Raw genomic sequence first — 25631 nt, 5'->3', positions numbered from 1 at the left:
CGCAAACATCAGCCGGGCGGCAGCGCCGCCCGTCCCGCGCGCCGGAGCGCGGTCAGTGTCTCCCGCACGGCCACGCGCGAGGTGGCCGTCCGCCGGGCGACCAGGTGGATGTCGCGCAGGACGGGGTCGGTGAGCGCGACGGCCCGGACGGCATAGCGGTCGTCGACGGCCAGGAGCGGCAGCAACGTCACGGACAGCCCGGCCTCGACGTGCCGCAGCATGGGGCCGAACCCGGCGAAGCGGGCGGTGACCCGGGGATGGAACCCGGCGCGCAGGCACCAGCGCTCCCCGAGGTCGGCCAGGTGGGCGCCCGGGTGCTCGAAGGCCCAGGCCTCACCCGCGAGGGCCGCCAGGTCGAGGGGTCCGTCGCACAGGTCGGACCGCGAGGCCGGCACCACGAGCACCACGGGGTCCGACGCGAGGTGGATCCGCACGAGCCCGGGGCCGGTCACCACCGGGGCGTCGGGAAAGTCCGCGCTGACCGCCACGTCGACCTCCCCTCGCTGCACCGCGGGCACGCTGACCACCGGTTCCGCCTCCGTCAGCTCCAGGGAGATCCGCGGGTACTCGCCGGCCACCCGCTGCACCGCGGGCAGCAGGATGCTGTGGAAGGCGCTCGTGAACGCGGCGACCCGGACCAGGCCCGTGGCCTCGTCGTGCAGGTGGGCGATCTCCGCCTCGACCGAGTCCATGTGGTCGAGGATCTCCGCCGCGCGCTGCGCGAGCACCAGACCCACGGGCGTGAGCCGGATCCGCCTCCCGGCCCGCTCGAACAGGGCGGCCCGCACCTCGGTCTCCAGGAGGGTGAGCTGCTGGGACACGCTCGACGGGCTCTGGTGCACGGCCTCTGCCACCGCCCGCACCGTGCCGAGCAGGTGGAGCTGGTGGAGCAGGCGCAGGCGCCACGGGTTCAGCACCCCTCCACTGTACGGCTGTGCCGAACAAACACATCGGAAAGGCGACATGGACCCGTACAAATTCTGCGTCGTAGTTTCCGAACATGAAGATCGGCATCCCTACCGAGATCAAGAACAACGAGAACCGCGTCGCCATCACCCCGGCCGGCGTCCACGAGCTCGCCACCCGCGGGCATCGCGTTCTCGTCCAGGCCGGCGCGGGCACAGGCTCGGGCTTCACCGACGACGCCTACCGGGTGGCAGGAGCGAGGACGGTCGCCACCGCCGAGGAGGTCTGGGCCGAGGCCGACCTCCTCGTCAAGGTGAAGGAGCCGGTGGGGCCGGAGTACTCCCTCCTGCGGCCCGACCAGGTCCTCTTCACCTACCTCCACCTCGCCGCCTCGAAGCCGTGCACCGACGCGCTGCTCGCGGCGGGCACCACCTCCATCGCGTACGAGACCGTCCAGCTCCCCGACCGCTCGCTCCCGCTCCTGTCGCCCATGAGCGAGGTGGCCGGGCGGCTGTCCGTCCAGGTGGGCGGCTACCACCTGATGCGCGCGGCAGGCGGGGCGGGCGTCCTCCTCGGCGGTGTCCCGGGCACGCCGCCGGCCAAGGTCGTGGTGATCGGCGGCGGCGTGGCCGGCGAGCACGCGGCGGCGAACGCGATCGGCATGGGCGCCGACGTGACCATCGTCGACATCTCCCTGCCCCAGCTCCGCCGGCTCGAGGCGCGCTTCGGCGGCGCGGTCCAGACGCGGGCGTCGACCCACTACGAGATCGCGGAGCAGGTGTCGTCGGCCGACCTCGTGATCGGGTCGGTGCTCGTGCCCGGCGCCGCGGCGCCCAAGCTCGTCACGGACGCCATGGTGGCGTCCGCGAAGCCCGGCTCCGTGTTCGTGGACATCGCGATCGACCAGGGCGGCTGCTTCGAGGGCTCCCGGCCTACCACGCACGACCAGCCCACCTACCGCGTCCACGACTCCGTGTACTACTGCGTCGCCAACATGCCCGGCGCTGTGCCGGCGACGTCGACCCGCGCCCTGACCAACGCCACCCTCCCGTACGTGATCGCCCTGGCCGACAAGGGCTGGCGCGACGCCCTCGCCGCCGACCCCGCCCTCGCCCAGGGGCTCAGCACGCACGCGGGCCGGATCACGAGCGAGCCGGTGGCTGCGGCCTTCGGGGCTCCGTGGACGGACGTGGCGGAGGCGCTGGCCGTCTGACCCGCCCTCTGCCCAGCTGCCGAGACGGTGACCTCGTCGGACGAGGTCACTGTCTCGGTAGGTTGGCGGACGGCTCGGCGCCCTGTCGGCGGCTGCCTCTACGATCAACCACGTGAAGCCGCTGCAGGTCGTCGTCGCCCCGGACTCCTTCAAAGGGAGCCTCTCCGCGTCCGAGGTGGCGGTCGCCGTCGCCGAGGGCGTGCGGTCCGTCGCGCCGGACGCGGACGTGACCTGCCTGCCCATGGCCGACGGCGGCGAGGGCACCCTGGACGCGCTCCTCACCGTGTGGGGCACTGTGCCGCAGCGGATCGCCACGGTGGACGCCGTCGGCCGGCCCGCCACCGCTCGCTGGGCCACGTCGCCCGACGGCCGGGTGGGTGTGGTCGAGCTCGCCGAGGCGAGCGGCCTGCCGCGCGTGAGCGACGTCGCGCTCCAGCCGCTGCACGCGAGCACCCGCGGTACCGGTGAGGTCGCCGCCGCGGTGCTCGACGCGGGCGTCGAGGAGGTGCTGGTCTGCCTCGGCGGCTCGGCGTCCACGGACGGCGGGGCCGGGGTCCTGGCCGGGCTGGGAGTACGCCTCCTGGACGAGTCAGGCGTACCGGTGCCCGACGGCGGGGAGGGCCTCTCGCGTGCGACGAGCCTCGACCTGTCGGGGCTGCACCCGCGGGCGCGCGAGGTGCGCTGGCGGCTCGCGGTCGACGTGACCAACCCGCTGGTGGGCGAGCACGGTGCCGCGCAGGTGTTCGGCCCGCAGAAGGGCGCGAACCCCGGCGAGGTGGAGTTCCTCGACGGCGCGCTCGACCGCTGGGCCGGCCTGCTGGAGGCCGAGACCGGCGTGGCGGTCCGGGACCTGGCGGGCGCCGGCGCCGCGGGCGGCGTGCCGTCGGCGCTCGTGGCGCTGCTCGGCGCGGAGCTGGAGCGCGGGGCCACGCTGGTGGCCGAGGCGATCGGGCTGCCCGCCGCGGTGGCGCGCGCCGATCTCGTGATCACGGGCGAGGGGTCCTTCGACTCGCAGTCGGTGCGCGGCAAGGTCGCGGACGGCATCGCCCGGATCGCGGCGGCCGCCCCTGGCCGGCCGCCCGTCGTGGTGGTGGCCGGTCAGGTGCTGCTCCCGGCCGCGCACGTGCGCGACGCCGGGATCGCCGCCGCCTTCTCCATCGCCCCCGGGCCGGTCGAGCTGGACGAGCTGATCGCCCGGACGGCGACGCGGCTGGCGGATCTCGCGGCGACGGTCACGAGCCTCTTCCTGGCGTCCCACCGCACCACCTGACGTAGCCGGACGGCGGCGGGGCGCACCTTCCGTGCGGAAGGTGCGCCCCGCCGTCGTCGGGCACAGAACAGCTCAGGCGAGGGGCTGGCGCGCCGCCCAGGCCTCCAGCGTGGTGCGCGGCCCCGTGAAGAACGGGACCTCCTCGCGCACATGGCGGCGGGCCTCGGTGGCCCGGAGGTCGCGCATCAGGTCGACGATGCGGTGCAGCTCGTCGGCCTCGAAGGCGAGGATCCACTCGTAGTCGCCGAGTGCGAACGCGGAGACGGTGTTGGCGCGCACGTCCTTGTACCCGGCGGCGGCCATGCCGTGGTCGCGGAGCATGGTGCGGCGCTCGTCCTCCGGCAGGAGGTACCAGTCGTACGACCGCACGAACGGGTATACGGAGATGTAGTTGCGCGGCTTCTCGCCGGCGAGGAACGCGGGCACGTGGCCGCGGTTGAACTCGGCGGGCCGGTGCATGGCCGCGACCGACCACACGGGCTCGAGCGACCGGCCGAGCGCCGACGCGCGAAGGCGCTGGTAGGCGCCCTGCACGGCCTCGATCGACGGGCCGTGGGTCCAGAGCATGAGGTCGGCGTCGGAGCGGAGGCCGCCCACGTCGTACCAGCCGCGCACCACGAGGTCGCCGGTGGACGCGGCGGGGTCGCCCGTGCCGCCCACGGCCGCCTCGGCGTCGGCGACGAGCTCGGCGCGCTCCGAGCGGTCCTCGGGCAGCGTCTCCGTGAGGGAGAACACCGAGAACATCGTGTAGCGGATCGACTCGTTGATCGCGGCGGTGTCGATCTCGTGCCCGGTGTCGCCGTGGACGTGGCCGGGCGTGGGGGATTCGGTCATCGGTGCAGATCCTCTGAGCAGAGTGCCGGGATACCGCTGGGCTCCTCGTGGCGCCGCAGGCAGCAGTCCGGCGGGGTGACGGACGGGAAGGCAGGCAGGGTGCCCACCGTAGCCTCGTCGACCTGCTCGCCGCGGGCGAGCGCAGCCCGCTCGAGCAGCAGGTCGACGAGGCCCCGCACGAACGGCTCGCGCGTGCCGACGGTGGCGGCGCGCACGGCGTGCAGGCCGAGGTCGCGCGCGGTGGCGAGAGCCTCGGTGTCGAGGTCGTAGGCGACCTCCATGTGGTCGGAGACGAAGCCGATCGGGGAGAGCACCACGGCGCGGACGCCCTCTCCGGCGAGGGTCTCGAGGTGGTCGTTCACGTCGGGCTCGAGCCACGGCTGGCTCGGCGGGCCGGACCGGGAGCAGTAGGCGAGGTCCCACTCGACCTCGTGGCCGAGCCGCTCCGAGACAGCCGCGGCGACGACGGCGCCCACGTCGAGGTGCTGCTCGGAGTAGGTCGCGTGGCCCACGCCGGAGGCGGCCTCCATGGTGTCCGGGATGGAGTGCGTGACGAACACGAGCCGCGCCTCGGGGGCCGGGCCGCCCGCGGCGACCAGGTCGCCGTACGCCTCGACGACGGCGTCGATGTTGGCCTGCACGAAGCCCGGGTGGTTGAAGTACGAGCGGATCTTGTCGAACTGGATCCCGGTGGAGCCCTCCGGACCGAGCTGCCCCCGCTTGTCGAGGGTGACGGCGAGGTCCTCGCGGTACTGCCGGCAGCCTGAGTACGAGGAGTAGGCGCTGGTCACGAGCGCGACGGCACGCTCCGCCCCCAGCTTCTCGAGCTCGTCCAGCGCGTCGCTGGTGTACGGCGCCCAGTTGCGGTTGCCCCACACGACTGGGAGGTCGATCCCGCGCCGGGCGAGCTCGGCCTCGAGCTCGGCCTTGAGCGCGAGGTTCTGCTCGTTGATCGGGCTCTTGCCGCCGAAGCTGTAGTAGTGCTCGCCGACCTCCTCGAGCCGCGCGTCGGGGATCCCCTTGCCGGCGGTGACGTTCCGCAGGAACGGGACCACGTCCTCCGGCTTGTCGGGGCCGCCGAACGAGTACAGGAGCAGGGCGTCGTACGGGGCCGCGTCCGGCGCCGTCGACCGGGGGGAGTTCGAGGGCATGGCGACAATCTTTTCACTCCCGGGCTGCTGGACCGCCGCGCGGGGCCCGCAACAGGACGTGACATTGACGGGACGACTTGTCAGAACCGCCTCAGCGCTTGGGCCAGTGCCAGGCCGGCACGTCGAACGGGCCCTCCTGACCGGCCACCACGGTGGCCCCGAGCTCCTTGAGCAGCTCCACCCGCAGCACGTCGCCCTCGGCGAGCAGCCCCCGCGGCCCCACGACGTCGCGCTCGCCCAGCGCGTCCATCAGCGGCTGCGAGTGGGTCACCACGAGCACCTGCGTGACGGTGGCGGCCCGCGCGACGAGCGACGCCAGGGCGGGGAGCAGCTCGGGGTGGAGGGAGGTCTCCGGCTCGTTGAGCACGAGAAGGCGCGGCGGCCGCGGGCTGAGCAGGGCGGCGATCCACAGGAGGTAGCGCAGCGTGCCGTCGGACAGCTCGGCCGCCCGCAGCGGGCGCAGCAGCCCGTGCTGGCGGAGCGTGACCTCGAACCGGCCGTCGTCCTGAGTGACGGTGAGGCGGGCGCCGGGGAACGCCCGGGCAACCGCCTCGTCCAGCTCGTCTCCCCGACCCAGGTCGCGGACGGTCTCCAGGGCTGCGGCGAGGTCGGACCCGTCGTGGGCGAGGACCGGGGTGCGGGTGCCCACCTGCACCGACCGGGCGGGCGCTCCGGGATCGGTGCGGAACTGGTCGTAGAACCGCCAGGAGCGGAGCTGTTCGCGCACGTCCACGAGCTCGGGAGCGCCCACGGGGTCGACCACCTCCGTCAGGACCGACTCGAAGGGCCGGAGGGTTGCCACGGGCGTGCTCCAGCCGCCGTCGATGCCCTGGAGCCGCACCGCCGGGCCGTGCCGCTCGGCGACGAGAGTGCTCGGCCGGGCGACCGGTCCCGTCCACACGGACTCCACCTTGATCTCCGGGTCCAGCGGGAAGGCCCCTGGCACCTGCGGCAGGCCCAGGTCGATCGCGTACCCCAGGCCGTCGCTCGCGAACCCCAGCCGCAGGGCGACCGGACCCGTGCGCACGGTGCCCTGCACCGGCGTGCGGCCCTCCCGCACCGCACGGCCGTGCACCTCGGGACCTGCCCACAGCGTCGACGACAGCCCGCCCTCGCGGGCCAGCGCGCCGACGGCGCCCCCGAGCGCCACCTCCGACAGCAGCCGCAGCGACCGGTACAGCGACGACTTGCCTGCGCCGTTGGCGCCGGTCACGACAGTGAGCCGGCCCAGGGGCAGCACGAGCTTGCGGAGGGAGCGGTAGCCCTCGACGGCCACGGTGCGGATCTGGTCCTCGGTCACACCGCCACGCTACGTGCGGCCACCCACACGGCCGGCCGGTCGCTCCTCGTGAACGCGCCAGACTGCTTCCAGGGTCGTCAAGCGGTCCGTAGGCGACCCTGGAGGCAGTCTGGCGCGTTCACCACCTCACGGCCGCGTAGCAACGACCCCCAGCGCCCCGGCCTCCTCGTCCTCGACCACCCGCGCCGTCAGCCCGGCCGCTGCGGCGTGCGCGAGGGCGGCCTCCACCTGGGCGTCGCCCACCTCGAACAGGAGATGGCCGCCTGGGCGGAGCCAGCCCGGCGCGACGTCGATCACGCGCCGCAGGACGTCGAGCCCGTCGGACCCGCCGTCGAGCGTGAAGAGCGGCTCGTGGTCGCGCGCCTCGGGCGGCAGGAACGCGATCGCTGCCGTGGGCACGTAGGGCGCGTTGCACAGGAGCAGGTCGACCTGGTCGCGCAGGGTGCGGGGGAGCGGGGCGTCGAGGTCGCCCGCCGAGGCGGTCGCGGTGATCCGTCCCGGGGCCGCGGTGAGCCCCGGGGCCGCGGTCAGCCCGGCCAGGTTCCGCCGGGCGACTGCAACGGCGACCGGGTCGACGTCGACGGCGTGCAGCGTCACCTCGCGCCCGGCAGCCGCGAGGTCGGCGGCGACCGCCCCGCCCACGGCGCCGGACCCGCAGCAGAGGTCCACGACCACCAGGGGTCCCTCCTGCGGCGCGATGCCCACAGCCTCGGTGACCAGGAGCTCGGTCCGCTGCCGGGGGACGAACACGCCGGTGCCGACCGCCCATCGCCGGCCCGCGAACCCGACCCACCCGACGAGGTGCTCCAGGGGCAGCCCGTCGACCCGGCCGGTCACGAGCCGCTCCAGGCGGCCGGCGTCGCCGTCGGCGGACTCGATCAGGATCTCCGCCTCGTCCTCGGCGAAGACGCAGCCGGCGGCGCGGAGGCGGGGGACGACGTCGTCGGGCAGCAGGTCGATGGTCACCGCCCGATCCTAGGCACCGGGCCGAACATGCGGTTGTGGCCGGTCCCGGATCTGGGCCCGGCCACCACCGCATGCTCGGCGGTACTGCACGTCAGGCCGGCTGGCCCGTATAGGCCTGGAGGTGGGCCGTCAGGAGCTCCGCGCTGTCCGACGTCAGCCGGTCGGCGGTGAGCGGCTCCTTGAGCGTCATCACCGTCCCGTCGTGCAGGGTCAGGGTCGCCTTGACAGTCACCCGCCCGTCGAGCTGTGCCGTCGCGACCGACTCGTAGGCCACGAAACGGTGCCTCTCGGCGAGCTCGACCACGGACCCTGACTCGACGAGGGCGATCAACCGGTCCTTGCCCTCCGGCTTCTTGGCCGAGGGGACGAGGATGAACCCGTTGTCGAGCACGAGCAGGTCCTGCCGCGTGCCGTCGACCTTGACGTCCGCGATCCCGCCGATCACGTCCCCGCCGTGGGCGGTCGCCGTCTCCGACACGAGCCCCGCGGCCTCGAGCCGGATCCCGAGCTCGGCGAGGCGCGCCCGCGCCGCGCCGACGGTCGCCGGGTCGGTGAGCAGCGCCGCGACCTCCGCGGTGTCCACCACGGTGCCCGACGGCGAGACCAGCTCGGCCGGCCCGTCCCACGAGAGTCGCCAGGATGCCGCCCCGGACTGCAGCACGGCGGCGGAGACGAGCGCCTCGAGCACGTCGGGCGTCTCCGCGGCGACCTCCTCGTCGCTCGCGCCGAAGATGACGGTGCGGGTGACGTCGGTGACCCGGCCGGCCTCCGCGAGGTCGACCACGGCGGAGAGAGCGGCGGTCGGCTGGTCGATGAGCCGGGCGACACCGCGGTAGACGACGTCGGCGGAGCGCTGCCCACCGAGGGTCATGGCCCGGTTCACGAGCTCCGGCCAGGTGAGCCGTTCGCGGGTGCCGAAGGCCACGACCGCCTCGGCCGTGGCGGCAGCCGCAGCGGCGAATCCGGGGATCAGGGCGGTCGCGGGGCGCCCGTCGACCACGGCGGTCCCCGGGTCGGCGAGGTTCTCCATCGCCGCCACGCGGGCGGCGACCGGCGGGTGGGAGTCCCACGCGGAGTGCGCTTCGACCGGGGGCTCTGCCCGGAGCTCGGCCAGGTCCGCGGAGCGGCCCGCCAGCAGCTTCTGGAACCCGTCGAAGAACTCGTCGGCGGTGGGTGCCAGGCCCGACTCCCAGCCGAGCGCGACGTAGCCGTTCATGTAGACGGCCCACGCCTGATCCAGCACCGGCAGCTCCCGCAGGGCGGACTGCGCCGTCGAACGGCCCGCGACCTGGACCATCACGCGGTCCGCCTCGAGCTCCTGGCCGCGGCTCATCGCCTGCGAGACGAGGATGTACACCTTGGCGTACTGCCGGAGGAGCCAGCCGATGATGTTGCCACGCAGCTGCTGCACGGTGACGACCACCGCCTGGCGCCCTCGGTAGGCGATCGGGCCCAGCCGGGTGTGCGCGCTCGAGTAGTGACCGAGCTCGTGCCCGACGACGGCGCGGAGCTGGGCCACGGTCAGCCCCTGCAGGAGCGGCACGCCGAGGTACAGGCGCCGGGTCCCGCTGACGAGCCCGAGCAGGCGTGCGTCCTCGCTCACGGCCGCGTTCACCTCCGGCACGAGGGTGAGGTGCTCCGGGGTGCGGGTGCCGACCTGCTCGGCCAGGTCGTCGACCATGGCCCACAGCTCCGGGGCGTCCTCGCGGGACAGGGCGACGCCCGGCTCCGGCGTCGGCTTGAACGTCGCGACGCGCCACAGGGCGATCAGGATGCCGATCGCCACGATGACGCTGAAGCCGATGATCTTGAGGGCGACCGTCTCGGCGCCCTGGGACGCGGCCCAGACACCACCGAGGACGAGCGCCGCGATGAGCAGCAGGGCGAAGACGTAGAACCCGATCAGGGTCAGCAGGGAGATCGCGGCGCGACCGGTGGCGGACATGGCAGGCCTCTCGAGGAGCGAGCACGCGTCCGGGCAGCCACGCCGGCGGTGCCGTCGGCACCGCCGGCGCGGTGGTGTGACGCCGGACATTATCCGCCCGTCCGCCCCGTGCCAAACCCGCAGGTCACCGGGGTCGGCGGGCGCCGGCTCGCCCGCGCCCGCCTAGCTCACGGGTAGAGCCCGCGGATCTGGTGCGCCTCAGCGACGCGCTTGACGCCGATCACGAGGGCCGCGTCCCGCAGGGAGACGTCCTGGCGCCGGGCGAGGCCCGACACGTCCGCGTACGCCGACACCATGCGGTGCTCGAGCTTGTCGGCGATCTCCTGCTCGGTCCACCAGTACGTCTGGTTCGCCTGCACCCACTCGAAGTAGGAGACGACGACGCCCCCGGCGTTCGCGAGCACGTCCGGCACCACGGTGACGCCGTTCTTGGCGAGCAGCACGTCGCCTGCGGCGGTGGTGGGGCCGTTCGCGCCCTCGACGACGTACCGGGCGCGCACGTGCCCGGCGGTGTGCTCGTCGAGCACGCCCTCGATGGCAGCGGGGACCAGCACGTCGACCGGCAGCGCGAGCAGCTCGGTGTTGCTCACGGGGTCGGAGTCGTCGAACCCGACCACCGATCCCGTCGCCGCGACGTGCTCCAGGAGCCGCGTCATGTGCAGGCCGTCGTCGTTGCGCACACCGCCGTACTGGTCGCTCACGGCGACCACGCGCGCGCCGCGGTCGGCGAAGATCGCCGCCGCGTGCGAGCCCACCTTGCCGAAGCCCTGGATCGCGACGGACACGTCCTCGAGCTTCTCGCCTGCCTCGGTGAGGGCCGCGGTCGTGACGTGCACGAGGCCCGCGCTCGTCGCGGTCCCGCGGCCGAGCGACCCGCCGACGGCGAGCGGCTTGCCGGTCACGACAGCGGGGATCGTGAACCCGCGGTTGACCGAGTAGGTGTCCATGACCCACGCCATGGTCTGGTCGTCGGTGCCCATGTCGGGCGCCATGATGTCGGTGTCCGGGCCGATCATCGGCATGATCTCGGACGTGTAGCGGCGGGTGACCCGCTCGAGCTCCGACCGGGAGAAGTCGCGGGGGTCGATGGCGACGCCGCCCTTGGCGCCGCCGTACGGAAGGTCGACCACGCCGCACTTCCAGGTCATCCACATGGCGAGGGCCCGGACCTCGTCGATGTCGACGCCGGGGTGGTACCGCAGCCCGCCCTTGCCGGGTCCCCGGCTGAAGTTGTGCTGCACCCGGAACCCGTGGAAGAGGTTGATCTCGCCGTCGTCCCGGCGGAGCGGGACGGCCACGTGGATCTCGCGGCGGGGGGTGGCCAGCATGCGGTGCAGACCCTCGTCGTAGCCCAGGATGTCCACCGCGGCGGCAAGCTGCGAGTGCGCGGTGGAGAGGGGGGACCCCTCGGCCGGGCTGGACGTGGTGGGTTCGATGGGGCTCGTGAACGTCGTCGTCACGGTTCCTCCGGAAGCAAGCGCCCGGGTGGGGCGCCGGTGGCGCGGCGCGGGATGATGCGCCTCGGTCTCAACATATCGCGGGTGCGTGCTGTTCAGTGCTCTGTCGGCTGCGCGTCAGTCGCGCTTCGTCAGCTTCCAGGTCGCGGGCAGGAGCACCCCGGCCAGGACCGCCTTGATCGCGTCGCCCGGGAGGAAGGTGACGGCGCCCGCCACGAGGGCGTCGCCGGCCCCCATCCCGTACGCCGCTGCGAGCCACGGGACGCCGATCGCGTAGATCACGACGGTGCCGGTGGCGAAGGCGAGGACGGTCCCGAGCACCCCGCGGTCGATCCCGCGGCGGGCGAGCGCGCCCACGACGAAGCCGGCCACGATGAACCCGACGAGGTAGCCGCCCGTGGTGCCGAGCACCACGTCGACGCCCGACTCGCCGCCCGTGAACACGGGCAGGCCCACCATGCCGACGAGCACGTAGACGACCTGCGCGAGGGAGCCGCGCCACGGGCCGAGGGCGGCGGCGCCGAGCAGCACGGCGAAGGTCTGGCCGGTGACGGGCACCGGCAGGCCGGGCACCGGGATGCGCACCTGCGCGGCGAGCGCGGTCAGCGCGGCCACGCCGAGCACGAGCGCGATGTCGCGCGCGAGGGCACCCGGGATCAGGTCGGCCAGCACACGGCGCGGGTTCGAGCGGGGGAAGAGCGGGAGGGCGAGCGTGGTCATGCCGATGACGCTAGCCCTGGGGCGCGCGCTCCGTCGTCGTGCCTCACGGCCTGTGTTGCGGGGCGCGCGTTGTGGGGATCGCGCAATCCGGGAGGGCTCAGGCCACGCAGGAGGCTCGGCGGTTGTGGGACGCCGACAAGCGCCGGCGGCCGCTCAGCGCTCGACGACGTCGACGAGCCCCTCGAACATCGCGAAGTCGGCCCGATCGCGGGTGACCACGACCAGTTCGTGGGCGAGGGCGGTCGCCGCGATCATGCGGTCTGTCGGGTGCGCCTTCGGCACGCCTCCTCGCTGCAGGACTCGGGTCATGATCGTGGCGTAGGCGTCCACGCAGTCGTCGTCGTAGGCGAGCCCTTCGCCGTAGATCGCCTGCAATGTGCTGAGCCGATGGGCACGTTCCTTGTACGTACTGAGGTCTCCGGTGGTGTGCATCCCGGTTGTGAGCTCGTGCCAAGAGAGTGAACTGACGCGGAAGTCGTTGAAGTCCGAAAGGTCAGGCGCCACTTCGTGAGCGGTCGTGCCGGCGATCAGGATGTTGGTGTCGAGGAGCGCGATCACGCGCGATCCCACGGGTCGCGTGCGAGCTCCGCCGCGCGTTCGCGGGCGACCTCCTCGGACCAGGACCGGTCGGACAGCGGTGCGCGCTCGTAGACGGACATCGCCTCGGCTGCGGTGACGCGTCGTCGTCGCGCCGGCGGTACCAGCCGGGCGATCTCCTTGCGGTACCGGGTCACGACGAACGTCTCCCCGTGCTCGACCGCCTCGAGTACGGGAGTGGGGTTCTGCCTGAGCTCCGCGACCGTCACCGTGTTCATGTCGATCATCATACAGATGTAGACACATTTGCGTGGACGGCAATGAAGTGATCAACGTCGGCACCAGCCCGCCAGTCGGACCCACCTGCCGCTACGGTCAGCGCGTGCCGGTATGGCGCGACCGGCGGCGGAACGACGACGGCGTCTCCCCGGTCAGCCGCGCGAACGTCCGCGTGAACGACGGCTGGTCGTAGAACCCGGCGGCCACGGCGACGTCGGCCAGCGGGGTGGCCGTCGACGTGAGCAGGTGCGCCGCGCGGTCCACCCGTACCCGGAGCACGAGCTGGCGGGGGCTGAGCCCGAACACGCGCCGCACGCGGCGGTCGAGCACGGCGGAGGTGCAGCCCGCGGCATCGGCCAGCTCTGCCACGGAGAGGACGTGACCCTCGTCGAGCGCGCCCTCCACAGCGGCGCGCAGCCGGCCCATCGCGTCCATCGTCGTGTCGTCCGCGTCGCCCGACCGCAGGTCCTGCGACAGCGACACGATGCCCACGGCCCGGCCGGCGTCGTCGTGCACGGGGAGCTTCGACGTGAGGAACCAGCCGGGCGTGCCGCCCAGCCGCCGGATCAGCTCGAGCTCGCCGCGCAGCGGCCGGCCCGTGCGCAGCACCTCGGCGTCCTGGGCCTCGTACCGCTCTGCCAGCTGCGGCACGAACAGGTCGCGCGCCCGGCGGCCGACCACCTGCCTCCGCGACCGCTCGCTGGTGCGGCGCACGAACACCTCGTTGACGATGACGTACCGCCCGTCGGCGTCCTTGGCGCAGAACATGACGTCGGAGAGCTCGTCCATCAGCCCCACCATCGCGGGGCTGAGCGCGGCCAGGAGGGCGTCGGCCTCCGGCCACGCGCTCTTGTCGGGATCCGCTGTCATGGCGGGCCCGATCGTACAAGACGAGTCCGCACGGTCCGAGGCACCCTGGAACCATGAGCACCACCGTCCCGGCGCACCCCGCCGGCCCCGAAGGCGCCACGAGCGCCGCCCCCGGCCCGGCCTCGTCCGGCCCGGCCCCCACCGACACCCTGGCGGAGAAGCTGGCCGACGACGCCGTCGCGCTCGCCCGCCGCTGGATCCGCACCGAGCGCAGCGGCCCGGCCACCACGCGCGACCGCCAGGCCGACGCCACCGCCGCGCGCCTCGGCGCCCTCGTCTCCGACCCGGCCGGGCTGGAGCTGGCCGTCGGCTTCGTCGACGACGTCGCACGCCCCCAGGACGCGCGCGTCGCCGCGCGGGCCCTGGCCAGGCTCGGCCGCAAGGCGGGCGCAGCCTCGTTCCTCAGCCCGGTGGACCGCGCGCTGTTCCGCACGGGCGCCCTCGTCGCGCCGGTGCTGCCGCGCGTCGTGGTCCCGGCCGCCCGCCTCCGGCTCAAGCAGCTGGTGGGCCACCTGGTGGCCGACGCCGGCCCCGGGCTCGCCGCCCACCTCGCCCGCACCCGCGCCGAGGGGTACGCGCTCAACGTGAACCTCCTCGGCGAGGCGGTGCTCGGGGAGGACGAGGCCCGCGCCCGCCTCGAGCGCACCATCGCCCTGGTCCAGCGGCCCGACGTCGACTACGTGTCCGTCAAGGTCTCCTCCGTGGCGGCACAGCTCGTCACCTGGGACCTCACCGGCTCGCGCGACCGCGTCGTCGAGCGCCTGCTGCCGCTCTACCGCGCCGCCCGCGACCACGGCGTGTTTCTCAACCTCGACATGGAGGAGTACCGCGACCTCGCGCTGACCACCGCGGTCTTCACCGAGATCCTCGGCCGCGACGAGTTCCGCGACCTCGAGGCCGGCATCGTGCTCCAGGCCTACCTCCCCGACGCGCTCGGCGCCCTGGACGGGCTCACCGAGTTCGCGACGCAGCGCGTGGCCGACGACGGCGCCCGTATCAAGGTCCGCCTCGTCAAGGGCGCCAACCTCGCGATGGAGCAGGTGGAGGCCGAGCTGCACGGCTGGCCCCAGGCGCCCTACCCGACCAAGCCCGACGTGGACGCCAACTACGTACGGCTCCTCGACCACGCGCTCCACGCCGGGCGCACGCACGCGGTCCGCATCGGCGCGGCCTCCCACAACCTCTTCCACGTGGCGCTCGCGATCCTGCTCGGCCGGGAGCGCGGCGTGTCCGAGGCGCTCGACATCGAGATGCTCCAGGGCATGGCGCCCGGCGAGGCGGCTGCGGTCCGCGAGGAGGTCGCCCAGGACGGCGGCCGGGTGGTGCTCTACACGCCGGTCGTGCGGGACGAGGACTTCGACGTCGCGATCTCGTACCTGGTGCGCAGGCTGGAGGAGAACGCGGCCGAGCAGAACTTCCTGCACGGGATGTTCTCTGGCGCCGACGACTCGATGGACCACCACGAGGTGGCCTTCCGGGCCTCGGTCGTCCACGGGGTGCACTACTCGCCCGAGGACGTGACCCCGCGCCGTCGAGGCCGCGCCGAGGACGACGCGGTGCACCCGGGCGACCCGGACGCTGTCGACCCCCCGTTCCGCAACGCGCCCGACACCGATCCCGCCGTCGCCGTCCACCGCGAGTGGGCGCAGCAGGTCGTGGGCCGCGGGTCGGGCTACGTACCCGTCCTCGCCCGCCCGCTCACCGGCACGGACCAGATGGACGACGCCGTCGCCCGGGCCGTCCGCGCCCGCACCGCCTGGGCGAAGGTGGCCCCGGCAGACCGGGCCCGCGTCCTGCGCTCGGCCGCCGCGCACCTCGAGGCGGCGCGCGCCGACCTCGTCGCCGCCATGGTGCACGAGGCGGGCAAGACCGTTGCCGAGGCCGACCCCGAGGTCAGCGAGGCCGTCGACTTCGCCGCGTACTACGCGGAGCGCGCGGTCGACCTCGAACGCGTCCCCGGCGCCACCTTCACGCCGGACGGCGTCACCCTCGTCACGCCGCCGTGGAACTTCCCCGTCGCCATCCCCATCGGCGGCGTGCTCGCGGCGCTCGCGGCCGGCTCGGCGGTGCTGGCCAAGCCCGCCCCGCCGACCCCGCGCTGCCTGGAGGTCGCCGTCGAGGCCGTGCACGCGGCGTTCGACGAGGTAGCGCCCGAGATCGGCCTCGACCCGGCCCTGGCCCGCACGGTGGTCCAGCTCGTCCGGGTGCCCGACGGCGACCTCGGCCGCCACCTCGTCACCCACCCCGACGTGGCGAGGGTGGTGCTGACCGGCTCGATCGAGACCGCCGAGATGTTCGCCTCGTGGCGGCCGGAGCTCACGGTGCTCGCGGAGACGTCGGGCAAGAACGCGGTCGTCGTGACGCCCTCGGCCGACCTCGACCTCGCCGTGGCCGACGTCGTCCGCTCGGCGTTCGGGCACGCGGGCCAGAAGTGCTCCGCCGCCTCGCTGGTGATCCTCGTCGGGTCGGTGGGCGACCCGTCGTCGGCCACCGGCGAGCGCTTCCGCCGCCAGCTCGTGGACGCGGTGCGGTCGCTCGCCGTCGGGCCCGCCACCTCGCTGTCCACGACGACGGGGCCGCTCACCGAGCCGGCGCAGGGCAAGCTGCTGCGCGCCCTGACCACCCTCGAGCGGGGGGAGACCTGGCTGGTGCGGCCGCGCCGCCTCGACGAGGAGGCCCGCGAGGCCGGGCTCGGCTCCGGCCGCCTGTGGACCCCGGGGGTGCGCGACGGCGTCCGGCCGGGCTCGTTCTTCCACCTCACGGAGGCGTTCGGCCCGGTCCTCGGGATCATGACGGCCCGGAACCTCGCCGAGGCGATCGAGCTGCAGAACGGCGTGGCCTTCGGGCTCACGGGCGGCCTGCACTCGCTGGACGACGACGAGATCGCCACGTGGCTCGACCGCGTCCAGGTGGGCAACGCCTACGTCAACCGCCACATCACCGGCGCGATCGTGCGGCGCCAGCCGTTCGGCGGCTGGAAGGCGTCGGTGGTGGGCCCGGGCGCCAAGGCGGGCGGGCCCCACTACGTGGCCCAGCTGGGCAGCTGGTCCGACGCCGTCGACGTCCCGTCCCGGGCCGCGGCCCCGGCGGAGTGGCTGGCCTGGGCCCTGGCCGACGACGAACGCGCCTGGGCCGAGGAGCTCGGCGTCGAGCACGACCCGTCGGGCCTGCGTGCCGAGGCGAACGTGCTGCGCTACCGGCCGGTACCGGGCCTGACCGTCCGCGTGGCCGACGGCGCGCTGCCGGTCGAGGTGGACCGGGTCGTGGCGGCGGCGCGGCGCGCGGGCGTGCCGGTGACGCTCTCCGGCGACGAGACCACCCACGAGGCGTTCGCCGAGGCCGTGGCCGACGGCCGGGTCGCGGGACGGGTCCGCGTGGTCGGCGACGCCCCGGGTCTGCGCGAGGCCGCCGCGACCCGGCTCGGGTCCGTCACCGTGCTCGACGGGCCGGTGCTGGCGTCGGGCCGTCGGGAGCTGCTCACCGTGCTGCGCGAGCAGGCCGTGAGCCGCACGACCCACCGCTACGGCCACGTGCACGCGAGGTAGCGCCGGCACAGAGCCGCCCGCACAGAGCCGCCGAGGTAGTGCCTCGGTCGGACGGAGGCACTACCTCGGCGGGGAGACCCTGCCGAGGTAGTGGCCTCGGTCCGACGGAGGCACTACCTCGGCGGGGGGATCGCCGACCTCAGTCGGACTCGCCCTCCACCAGGTGGGGGGTGAAGACCTGCGGTGCCTCGGGGACGCGCTTGCCTGCGAGCAGGTCCAGGAGCGTCCCCGTCGCGGCCTCGACCATCTGGACCACGGGGTTGGTGACCGTCGTCAGGCGCGGGGTCATGGCTGCGGCGACGCCGAGGTCGTCGAAGCCCACCACCGCGACGTCACCGGGGACCGACCTGCCCCGGGCGGAGAGGACCTTGAGGACGCCCTCCGCCATGAGGTCGGACGCCACGAAGATCGAGTCCAGGTCGGGGTGCGCGTCGAGCAGCCGCTCGGCGGCCGCCGCGCCGCCCACGGCCGTGAAGTCGCCCTCGACGAGGGCGTCGTCGGGGAGCCCCGCCTTCTGGAGCTCCTCGTGCCAGCCGCGGGAGCGGTCCACCCCGGCCGTCATGTCGAGCGGCCCGGTGATCGTCGCGATGCGCTTGCGGCCCCGCGAGATCAGGCGCCGCGTGGCGATCCGGCCGCCCTCGACGTTGTCGACGTCCACGTAGTGCAGCCCGGTCTCGATGAACGGGCGCCCCACGAAGACCGCCGGGAGGGAGCCCCTGCCCAGCTCGGGCTCCAGCCGGTCGTCCCGGTGGTGCGACGTCACGATGACGCCGTCGACGTGACCGCTCCGCAGGTACCGGGCCATCTGGCCCGGAAGCTCGCCCGGGCGGGACAGGAGCAGCACGAGCTGCAGCTCCGTCCCCGCCAGGCCGTCGCTGACCCCGCGGAGGGTCCCCGCGAGGAACGGGTCGGTCAGGATGCGCGCATCCGGCTCGGGGACCACGAGTCCGATCGAGTCGGTACGCCGGGTGACGAGCGACCGTGCGGCCCGGTTCGGGGCATACCCGAGCCGGGCGACGGCGTCGTCCACGGCGGCCTGCGCCTCGGGCGAGACACGCAGGCCGCCGTTGATCGCGCGGGACGCCGTCGACCGGGAGACGCCGGCAGCCTGCGCGACGTCGTCCAGGGTGGGGGGTCCGCTGTTCGTCACTCCGCAGCGACCGCCTCGATGGCGGGGTTGGCCAGCGGCGGCACCGAGTTCTCGGTGGCCACGCCGCCGTACCAGAGGCCGGACGCCTTCACGGTGCGGTCCTGGGTCTCGTAGTCCACGCGGACCAGACCGAACCGCTTGCCGTAGCCCCACGCCCACTCGTAGTTGTCGAGCAGCGACCAGCCGAAGTAGCCGCGCACGTCGGCGCCCTCGTCGATCGCGTCCTTGATCGCCCGCAGGTGCACGTCGATGAACTCGACCCGGCGGTCGTCCTGGACGAAGCCGTTCTCGTCCGCGACGTCGTCGTAGGCGCAGCCGTTCTCCGTGACGTACAGCGCGATGCCGCGGGGGCCCGTGTAGTCCTCCTGCAGGCGCAGGAGGAGCCGGGTCAGGCCCTCGGGCTGGACCTCCCAGTTCTGGTCCGTGATCGGGAGGCCACGCGGGTGCGTGTACGCGCCGTCGCCGCCGGGGAACGGGGACGACGACGGACGGGTCACCGGGGCGCCGCCCTCGAGGCTCGTCACCGGGGGCGTGGCCGACACCGCGTTGCCGTGGTAGTAGTTCACACCCAGCGAGTCGATCGGCGTGGAGATGATCTCCAGGTCGCCGTCCTGGATGTACTTCTCGAGGCCGTACTCGGCCACGTCGGCCAGCACGTCCTCGGGGTACGCGCCCCGCAGGACCGGGTCCGCGAAGATCCGGTTGAACCCGCCGTCGAGCCGGCGGGCGGCGTCCACGTCCGCAGGGTTCTCGGGGTCCAGCGGGTCCTCGACCTCGAAGTTGAGCGTGATGCCCAGGTTGGCCTCGGGGGCGCGCTCGCGCAGGGCCTGGACCGTGAGCCCGTGGCCGAGCATGAGGTGGTGGGCTGCCGCGAGACCGTCCTCGCGGGACTGCCGGCCGGGGGCGTGCTGTCCGCCGGTGTAACCCAGGAAGGCGGCGCACCACGGCTCGTTCAGCGTGGTCCACACGCCGACGCGGTCACCGAGCGCCTCGTGCATCGTCACAGCGTAGTCGCGGAAGCGGTACGCCGTGTCACGACTCGCCCAGCCGCCCTGCTCCGCCTCGATCGCCTGGGGGAGGTCCCAGTGGTAGAGCGTGAGCCACGGCAGGATGCCCGCGCCGAGGAGCTCGTCCACGAGGCGCGAGTAGTAGTCGATGCCGGCCTGGTTGACGGTGCGGCCACCAGGGACGACGCGAGCCCAGGACGTCGAGAACCGGTACGCCTTGATGCCGAGCTCCTGCATCAGCGCGACGTCCTGCGGGTAACGGTGGTACTGGTCGCAGGCGACCTCGCCGTCCTCCTGGTTGAGCACGGCGCCCGGGACGTGCGCGAAGACGTCCCAGATGGAGTCCTCCCGACCGTCCTCGTGGGCGGCGCCCTCGACCTGGTAGGCGGCGGTCGCCGCTCCCCAGAGGAAGTCGGTGGGGAACGCGACCTGGCCGGTGGCGTTCGCCGTCGGCTCTGTGCGCGGTACCGACGGGGTGAACGGCAGTGCGGTTCCGGGCGCGGGGATCCGGGCCACGCCGCCCGTCGTCTGTGTGTTCATCCCTTGACAGCTCCTTGCATGATGCCGGCGACGAGCTGTCGGCCGACGAAGGCGAAAATGACGAGCAGCGGCAGCGTCACGAGGAACACCCCGCCCATGATGAGCGAGAAGTCGTCGTGGTAGCCCGCCCGTAGATTCTGCACCGCGATCGGGAGCGTCGGGTTCTGAGAGCCCAGGACGATCGCCGGCCAGAAGAAGTTTGTCCACTGCTGGACGAAGGTGAAGAGGCCCAGCATGGCGGCTGCGGGACGGGCCGCCGGGAGCGCGATGCTCCAGAACGTGCGGAACATCGAGGCGCCGTCGACCCGGGCTGCCTCGACGAGCTCGTACGGCAGCGCCTCCTCGAGGTACTGCGTCATCCAGAACACGCCGAACGCCGAGACCAGCGACGGCACGATGACCGCCTCGATCTTGCCGACCCAGCCCAGGTCCGACATGAGGATGTACATCGGGATGACGCCGAGCTGGGTGGGGACCGCCATCGTCGCGATGACGAAGACGAGCAGGGGACCACGGCCCTTGAAGTTCAGCTTGGCGAACGAGAAGCCCGCGAGCGTCGAGAAGAGCACGACGGCGAGGGACACGGTCACCGCGATGATCGTCGAGTTGGCCAGCGCCAGCCAGAAGTTGATCTGCGTCGACGCCATCACCTCGCTGAACCGCTCGAGGATGCTCAGGTCCGGCAGCCACTGGGGGATGGCGCTCTGGGAGATGGACACCTGGTCGGACGAGCCGAGCAGCAGCGTGTAGTAGAGCGGGAACACCGAGAGGACGAGCACCAGGCCCAGAACGGCGTAGGTGACCCAACCCGGACGGCGGACGGCCGAGCCCGCGCCGTGCGAGTCGTTGGCCGCCCGGCGGCGCCGGGCTGCGGACTTCGCCGCTCCCTTGCCCGCGGTCTGTGCGATGACGGCGACGGAGCTCATGAGTTCCTCCGGTCGGTGGTGGTGGACGAGTGCTTGGGGCCGTGGCCGCTGGTGGGCGCCCGCGGACCGGGCCGGCCTGCACCGGCAGCCTTGGCCTCCTGGAGGAGCCGCTTCGTCACGGAGCGCTTGACGCGCGGCGCGCGCGGGCCCGACGACGCGATGCGGCGCGCCACCAGGAAGTTGATCAGGCCGATGAGCACGATCAGGAGGAAGAGCATCCAGGCGACGGCGGCGGCACGGCCGAAGTCACGCTGGCCGCCCCAGGCGACGTCGTACATGTACAGCACGGTGGTCATCCACTGGCGGTCGGCGCCGCCGAGGCCGGTCTGGTCGTAGAGGCGCACCTCGTCGAAGATCTGCAGGCCGCCGATGCTCGCCGTGATGACGACGAAGATGATGGTGGCGCGGATCTGCGGGATGGTGACCGAGAAGAACTGGCGGGCCCTGCCGGCCCCGTCGATGGTCGCCGCCTCGTACAGGTCGCGGGGTACGGCCTGCATGGCTGCGAGGAAGATCAGTGCGTTGTAGCCGGTCCAGCGGAAGTTCACCATCGTGGAGATGGCGAAGTGGCTCGCGAGGCGGTCGGAGTGCCAGCGGACGGGCTCGAGCCCGATCAGCTCGAGCATCGCGTTGATCACGCCGTACTGGTCCGCGAACAGCCGTCCGAAGATGAGCGAGACGGCGATGGGTGCCACCACGTAGGGGATGAGCACGCCCATGCGCCAGAACGTCGCGTTGCGGATGTTCTGGTCGAGCAGCGCCGCGATCGTGATCGCGACGACCAGCTGCGGCAGCGACGACAGCAGGAAGATCGAGAACGTGTTGACGAGCGACTTCCAGAAGACCGCCTGCGCGAGCACATCGTCGAAGTTCTGGAGGCCCACGAACTCGCCCTGTCCGCCGAGCAGGTTCCACTCGTGCACCGACACGACCGCCGTGTAGACGAGCGGGAACAGGCCGGTGATCCCGAACAGGATGAAGAAGGGCGAGATGTAGAGGTACGGCGAGACCTTGACGTCCCACCTGCTCAGCTTCTGCGAGAACCCGAGCCGACGGGGTGGGCGTTGCCTGTGGGCGCCGAGCCCTGGCACGGGCTCCGTGGATGTGAGGGTGGCCATGTCGTCTTCCTGGGTCGTGCCTCGCACCGGTGCGAGGCGTGGAGCGCGCGGACGGGATCAGCGGCAGGCCGGGCCGGTGCAGTGCACCGGCCCGGCCCGCTGGGTGTGCTCAGGGCTCAGTGGCCCTCAGCGTGCCGGTCAGAGACCGAGTGCCTGGAAGGCCTCGATCGCCTTGTCCCACGAGGCCGCGGGGTCGTCCGACTTGTCCACGTCGACGCGGGTGATCGCGTCGGTGATCGTCGTGTGGATGTTGAAGTAGTTCGGGCCCTTGAACGGGTTGCTCTCGATCGCCTTGGCGCGGTTCGAGAAGATGGCACCGGTCGGGGCGTTGTTCATGAACTCGTTCGTGAACTCCTGGACCTCAGGGGAGTCCTGGGCCTCGAGCTGCGACGGGAAGGTGCCCGCCTCGACGAACGCGGACGTCTGCTGCTCCGGCGCGGTCAGCCACGCGGCCAGCTTCTGGGCAGCGTCGGTGTTCTTGCCCGAGGCCGGGACGGTGAGGAACGAACCGCCCCAGTTGCCACCGCCGCCGGGGAAGACGTCGGCGACGTTCCAGCCGGTGACACCACCGGAGTTGCTCTCGATCGGCCCGGTCATCCAGGACGGGCAGAGCATGGTCGCGAAGGCGCCCTTGCCGAAGGCGGCGTTCCAGTCGTCGCTCCACTGGCCGAGACCAGCGGACAGACCCTTGGCCGACTGGGCCGTGATCGTGTCGTAGATGTCCTTGATCTCGTCGTTGGTGGCGAGGTCCTTCGGCGTGCCGTCCTCGTTCTCGTACGCGAAGTCGATCTGGTTGACCATGCCCTGCGCGATGGCGGTGCCGGCGTCGTACCAGGCGACGTCGGACGCGGCGACGAACTTCTCGCCCGCGGCGAAGTACTCGTCCCAGGTGGCGTCCTCGCCACCGATGAGCTCGGCGACCGCCGCCGGGTCGGACTCGAGGCCGGCTGCCTCGAACAGGTCCTGGCGGTAGCAGATGGCCTCCGGGCCGATGTCCGTGCCGTAGCCGATGAGGGCGCCGTCAGGCGTGGTGGCCTGCTCGACCTTCCAGTCGAGCCAGCGGCCCTCGAGCTCCGGGTCGGTCAGGTCCACGAAGAGCTCGGGGTACTCCATGAGCTCGGGCAGCCAGTCGACCTCGATGGCCTCGATGTCGGCCAGGCCGTCGCCGCCCGCGGCGAGCTTGGTCGTGAGGTTCGTGCGGGCGTCGCCCGACTGCGCGGCGACGATCTGCTCGACCTTGACGCCGGGGTTCTCCGCCTCGTACTGAGCGAGAAGCTCGTCGGTGTAGCCGAAGTTGTTGAAGGTGGCGACGGTGAGGGTGATGTCCTCGCCCTCGACGGTGTCGTCGCCTTCGCTCGGGCCGCCGCACGCGGTGAGGGCGAGGGCGAGGGTGGCGATGCCGGCGGACGCAGCGAGAGCGCGCCGGCGGGTGGGTCGGGTGCTGCTCAGCACGGGTGACTCCCTTGTCTTCAGGACGTGTCGGAGCTGACGCGTCTCGTTCGTGTGGTTGCGCTCCCACAACGTGGTGGTAGCGCTTCCATAGCGTGCTCAGATGGTGCCCCCCTCTGCAAGGGCGCGTCAACCCATCTGAGGCCTGGATCACCCGCTCGTCATGGTCTCGGGACCATAACGTCCCTGGTCACGAGCGTTTCGAGGGCAAAGACGTGACCCGATCGTTACGAGCGGATGTCCGGCATATCGCCGTTTGGCCTGTCTCGGTCGCCGGCCAGCCAGGCCCGTCCAGCCTCCGCCTCCGCCTCCAGGGTGCCGCGCACGGCGCTCGCCGCGGCCTCCTCGACCACGCCTCCGAACAAGGGGACCGACGCCGTGACGTCACCCGAGTACGCGAGGCGCGTGCCGCCGTCGGGCAGCGGCTCGAGGGCCATGGTGCCCACCACGCGGACCGGGGCGCCGAGGATCTCCATGGCCACCGAGCCCACCCGGCGGCCGCCCGCGGCGGCCTCCCAGGCCTCCGCCTGCCGGATCTCCAGCTCGTCGCCCACGAAGGGGCGGGCCTGCACGGGGATCTGGTCGGTCGAGAACGTGCGGCGGACCACCACCGTGAACCCGGACTCGACGGAGCCCGTCACGTCCGCCTGCTCGACGGTGTCGGTGCCCGCCGTGCGGCGGGCGCGCCAGCGGACGAACTCCTCGTCGGCGAGCATCGCCGAGACGTCGTCGAGGGTCGCGGGAAACGTCAGTTCGACGGTCAGGTGCACGGGCTCTCCTCGTGGCGTACCGGTGGTGTGAACTCTAACCTGGGCCCCGCGGGCGGTGGATGGCTCGTCCGGCGGGTACGACGTCCGGCGGACCCCGTCGGTTCCCAGGGCGTGGCCGCCACGGCGCCACGTCCCCGCGCGGCCTCTAGGCTGGGCGGGTGTCCGCCATGAGTGACCTGATCGCCCAGCACGCCGAGCTCGAGCCGGCAGACGTGGAATGGCTCCACCTGCTCGTGGGTGACTGGCAGGTCGTCTCCGACCTCGCCTTCGCCGACCTCGTGCTCTGGCTGCCCACCCCCGACGGCAGCTTCGTGGCCATCGCGCAGTGCCGCCCCTCGACCGGGGCGACCGTCCACTACGACGACATCGTGGGCTCGCTCGCTCCCGAGGGGCAGCGCCCACAGCTTGCCCGCGCCCTCGACGAGGCGCGGGCGCAGAGGTCGCGCGAGCCGCGCTGGTTCGGCGCGTACGCGGTGCGCGAGGAAGCCGTCCCGGTGGTGAACAAGGACAAGCCGATCGCCGTCGTCGCCCGGCAGACCAACCTGGGTTCCGGGCGCACCCCGTCCCGGCTCGAGCTCAACTATGTCGAGGCCGCCGACGACCTCATGGCGATGATCGCCCGCGGCGAGTTCCCGTCGCCCAACGCGGCGACCGGCCCGCGCCGCGGCGCGCCGCGCGTGGGTGACGGGCTGATCCGCCTCAACTCCGAGGGCGAGGTCCTGTACGCGTCGCCGAACGCGCTGTCGTGCTTCCACCGCCTCGGCGTGATCGGGCCCCTCGTGGGCCAGTCGCTCGTCGAGGTCACGGCTGACCTGCTGGAGAACCAGAAGAACCCCGTCGACGAGTCGCTGCCGCTGGTGGTGATGGGGCGCGCGCCCTGGCGCACCGACGTGGAGGCGCGCGGGGTGGCGCTCTCGCTGCGCGCCCTCCCGCTCACGGACCACGGGCAGCGGATCGGTGCCGTCCTGCTCTGCCGCGACGTGTCGGAGCTGCGCCGCCGCGAGCGGGAGCTGATCACCAAGGACGCGACGATCCGCGAGATCCACCACCGGGTGAAGAACAACCTCCAGACGGTGGCCGCTCTGCTGCGCCTCCAGGCGCGGCGCATGGACCTCCCCGAGGCGCGGGCCGCGCTCGAGGAGGCCATGCGGCGCGTCGCGACCATCGCGCTGGTCCACGAGAGCCTGTCCCAGACGCTCGACGAGTCCGTGGAGCTCGACGACATGGTGGGCCGGGCGCTCCGCCTCACTGCCGACGTCGCCTCGGCGGGCACCAGCGTGCGCACCGTGCGGACGGGCTCCTTCGGGCTCGTGCCCGCCCAGGACGCCACGCCGCTCGCCCTCGTGCTCACCGAGCTCGTCACCAACGCGGTGGAGCACGGGTTCCGGGGCAAGGCCAGCGGCACCGTCGAGATCGGCGTGGAGCGGCAGGGCTCCGCCCTGCGGGTCGTGGTGGCCGACGACGGCGTGGGCCTCACCGAGGGGCGCGGGCCCGGGAGCGGCCTCGGCACGCAGATCGTGCGGACCCTCGTCACCAACGAGCTCGGCGGCACCATCACGTGGGACGTGCGGGAGGGCGGCGGCACCGAGGTGGTGCTGGAGCTCATGCTGCGCGACGGGGCGAGCAGCGGGCTGATGCCGTGACACGACTCAGGCCCGAGCGCCAGGGGAGCTCGGGC

At 73.0% G+C, this 25631-nt stretch carries 21 protein-coding genes; 4 read left to right on the top strand and 17 right to left on the bottom strand.

The features are described from left to right. Window positions 1-8: 8 nt before the first annotated feature. On the bottom strand, window positions 9-917 hold the full coding sequence (locus D1350_RS05305) for a LysR substrate-binding domain-containing protein (RefSeq protein ID WP_125774571.1): 909 nt from the start codon (window positions 915-917) through the stop codon (window positions 9-11). An 83-nt stretch (window positions 918-1000) separates the two neighbouring features. Here D1350_RS05305 and ald point away from each other — a divergent pair, with 83 nt between their 5' ends. Both ald and D1350_RS05295 read left to right on the top strand, forming a co-directional pair. Beyond that, window positions 1001-2119, top strand: coding sequence for an alanine dehydrogenase (gene ald / locus D1350_RS05300; protein ID WP_125774569.1), 1119 nt, complete (start codon window positions 1001-1003; stop codon window positions 2117-2119). 112 nt (window positions 2120-2231) lie between these two features. Next, the gene (locus tag D1350_RS05295) at window positions 2232-3389 is read left to right on the top strand and encodes a glycerate kinase (protein WP_125774567.1); all 1158 of its coding nucleotides are present in this window, start codon (window positions 2232-2234) and stop codon (window positions 3387-3389) included. Window positions 3390-3461: 72 nt separating this feature from the next. Here D1350_RS05295 and hemQ read toward each other — a convergent pair whose 3' ends face one another. The 10 genes from hemQ to D1350_RS05245 all read right to left on the bottom strand — a co-directional run bounded on the left by hemQ (window position 3462) and on the right by D1350_RS05245 (window position 13448). Then, window positions 3462-4223 carry a hydrogen peroxide-dependent heme synthase gene (gene hemQ / locus D1350_RS05290; RefSeq protein ID WP_125774565.1) on the bottom strand — a complete coding sequence of 254 codons (762 nt, stop codon included), beginning with the start codon at window positions 4221-4223 and terminating at the stop codon, window positions 3462-3464. Next, window positions 4220-5374 carry a ferrochelatase gene (locus D1350_RS05285; RefSeq protein ID WP_125774563.1) on the bottom strand — a complete coding sequence of 385 codons (1155 nt, stop codon included), beginning with the start codon at window positions 5372-5374 and terminating at the stop codon, window positions 4220-4222. Before D1350_RS05285 ends, hemQ begins: the two co-directional genes overlap by 4 nt. A 91-nt stretch (window positions 5375-5465) precedes the next feature. Next, window positions 5466-6674, bottom strand: coding sequence for an AAA family ATPase (locus tag D1350_RS05280; protein WP_240643891.1), 1209 nt, complete (start codon window positions 6672-6674; stop codon window positions 5466-5468). Window positions 6675-6800: 126 nt separating this feature from the next. After that, entirely contained in the window at window positions 6801-7640 is an 840-nt protein-coding gene (locus tag D1350_RS05275) for a putative protein N(5)-glutamine methyltransferase (protein ID WP_240643890.1), read from the bottom strand. Between the two features lie 91 nt (window positions 7641-7731). Then, window positions 7732-9585, bottom strand: coding sequence for a M48 family metallopeptidase (locus tag D1350_RS05270; RefSeq protein ID WP_125774561.1), 1854 nt, complete (start codon window positions 9583-9585; stop codon window positions 7732-7734). Between the two features lie 167 nt (window positions 9586-9752). After that, the gene (locus D1350_RS05265; protein WP_240643889.1) at window positions 9753-11045 is read right to left on the bottom strand and encodes a Glu/Leu/Phe/Val family dehydrogenase; all 1293 of its coding nucleotides are present in this window, start codon (window positions 11043-11045) and stop codon (window positions 9753-9755) included. 114 nt (window positions 11046-11159) lie between these two features. Continuing rightward, window positions 11160-11762 carry a biotin transporter BioY gene (locus D1350_RS05260; protein WP_125774559.1) on the bottom strand — a complete coding sequence of 201 codons (603 nt, stop codon included), beginning with the start codon at window positions 11760-11762 and terminating at the stop codon, window positions 11160-11162. A 153-nt stretch (window positions 11763-11915) separates the two neighbouring features. After that, window positions 11916-12320: a type II toxin-antitoxin system VapC family toxin gene (locus D1350_RS05255; RefSeq protein ID WP_164545033.1), complete on the bottom strand. Its 405-nt coding sequence runs from the start codon at window positions 12318-12320 to the stop codon at window positions 11916-11918. Then, window positions 12317-12577 carry a type II toxin-antitoxin system Phd/YefM family antitoxin gene (locus tag D1350_RS05250; protein ID WP_206074424.1) on the bottom strand — a complete coding sequence of 87 codons (261 nt, stop codon included), beginning with the start codon at window positions 12575-12577 and terminating at the stop codon, window positions 12317-12319. The genes D1350_RS05255 and D1350_RS05250 overlap by 4 nt, the downstream gene beginning before the upstream one ends. A gap of 97 nt (window positions 12578-12674) precedes the next feature. Beyond that, entirely contained in the window at window positions 12675-13448 is a 774-nt protein-coding gene (locus D1350_RS05245; RefSeq protein WP_125774555.1) for a helix-turn-helix domain-containing protein, read from the bottom strand. Between the two features lie 53 nt (window positions 13449-13501). Here D1350_RS05245 and D1350_RS05240 point away from each other — a divergent pair, with 53 nt between their 5' ends. Further along, window positions 13502-16993 (top strand): bifunctional proline dehydrogenase/L-glutamate gamma-semialdehyde dehydrogenase, encoded by a 3492-nt coding sequence (locus D1350_RS05240; protein WP_125774553.1) that lies wholly within the window; start codon window positions 13502-13504, stop codon window positions 16991-16993. Between the two features lie 139 nt (window positions 16994-17132). On the opposite strand, the gene D1350_RS05235 is transcribed toward D1350_RS05240, so the two are convergent. The 6 genes from D1350_RS05235 to D1350_RS05210 all read right to left on the bottom strand — a co-directional run bounded on the left by D1350_RS05235 (window position 17133) and on the right by D1350_RS05210 (window position 23953). Further along, window positions 17133-18143, bottom strand: a complete 1011-nt coding sequence (locus D1350_RS05235) for a LacI family DNA-binding transcriptional regulator (RefSeq protein ID WP_125774551.1) — start codon at window positions 18141-18143, stop codon at window positions 17133-17135. Continuing rightward, the gene (locus D1350_RS05230; RefSeq protein ID WP_125774549.1) at window positions 18140-19690 is read right to left on the bottom strand and encodes a GH1 family beta-glucosidase; all 1551 of its coding nucleotides are present in this window, start codon (window positions 19688-19690) and stop codon (window positions 18140-18142) included. The genes D1350_RS05235 and D1350_RS05230 overlap by 4 nt, the downstream gene beginning before the upstream one ends. After that, complete coding sequence (locus D1350_RS05225) at window positions 19687-20616, bottom strand: carbohydrate ABC transporter permease (RefSeq protein WP_125774547.1); 930 nt, start codon at window positions 20614-20616, stop codon at window positions 19687-19689. The genes D1350_RS05230 and D1350_RS05225 overlap by 4 nt, the downstream gene beginning before the upstream one ends. After that, on the bottom strand, window positions 20613-21734 hold the full coding sequence (locus tag D1350_RS05220; RefSeq protein ID WP_125774545.1) for a carbohydrate ABC transporter permease: 1122 nt from the start codon (window positions 21732-21734) through the stop codon (window positions 20613-20615). Before D1350_RS05220 ends, D1350_RS05225 begins: the two co-directional genes overlap by 4 nt. A gap of 138 nt (window positions 21735-21872) precedes the next feature. Next, a complete protein-coding gene (locus D1350_RS05215) occupies window positions 21873-23186 on the bottom strand; it encodes an ABC transporter substrate-binding protein (protein WP_125774543.1) in 1314 nt (437 codons plus the stop codon). Window positions 23187-23410: 224 nt separating this feature from the next. Then, the gene (locus D1350_RS05210) at window positions 23411-23953 is read right to left on the bottom strand and encodes a DUF2505 domain-containing protein (protein WP_125774541.1); all 543 of its coding nucleotides are present in this window, start codon (window positions 23951-23953) and stop codon (window positions 23411-23413) included. A 167-nt stretch (window positions 23954-24120) separates the two neighbouring features. Here D1350_RS05210 and D1350_RS05205 point away from each other — a divergent pair, with 167 nt between their 5' ends. Beyond that, complete coding sequence (locus D1350_RS05205) at window positions 24121-25596, top strand: sensor histidine kinase (protein WP_125774845.1); 1476 nt, start codon at window positions 24121-24123, stop codon at window positions 25594-25596. The last annotated feature ends 35 nt before the right edge of the window (window positions 25597-25631 follow it).

This window comes from Antribacter gilvus (assembly GCF_003946865.1).
GTDB classification, from domain to species: Bacteria; Actinomycetota; Actinomycetes; order Actinomycetales; family Cellulomonadaceae; genus Antribacter; species Antribacter gilvus.
Note: the sequence above shows the minus strand (reverse complement) of the source record. Positions and strands in the feature narration are given on the sequence as shown.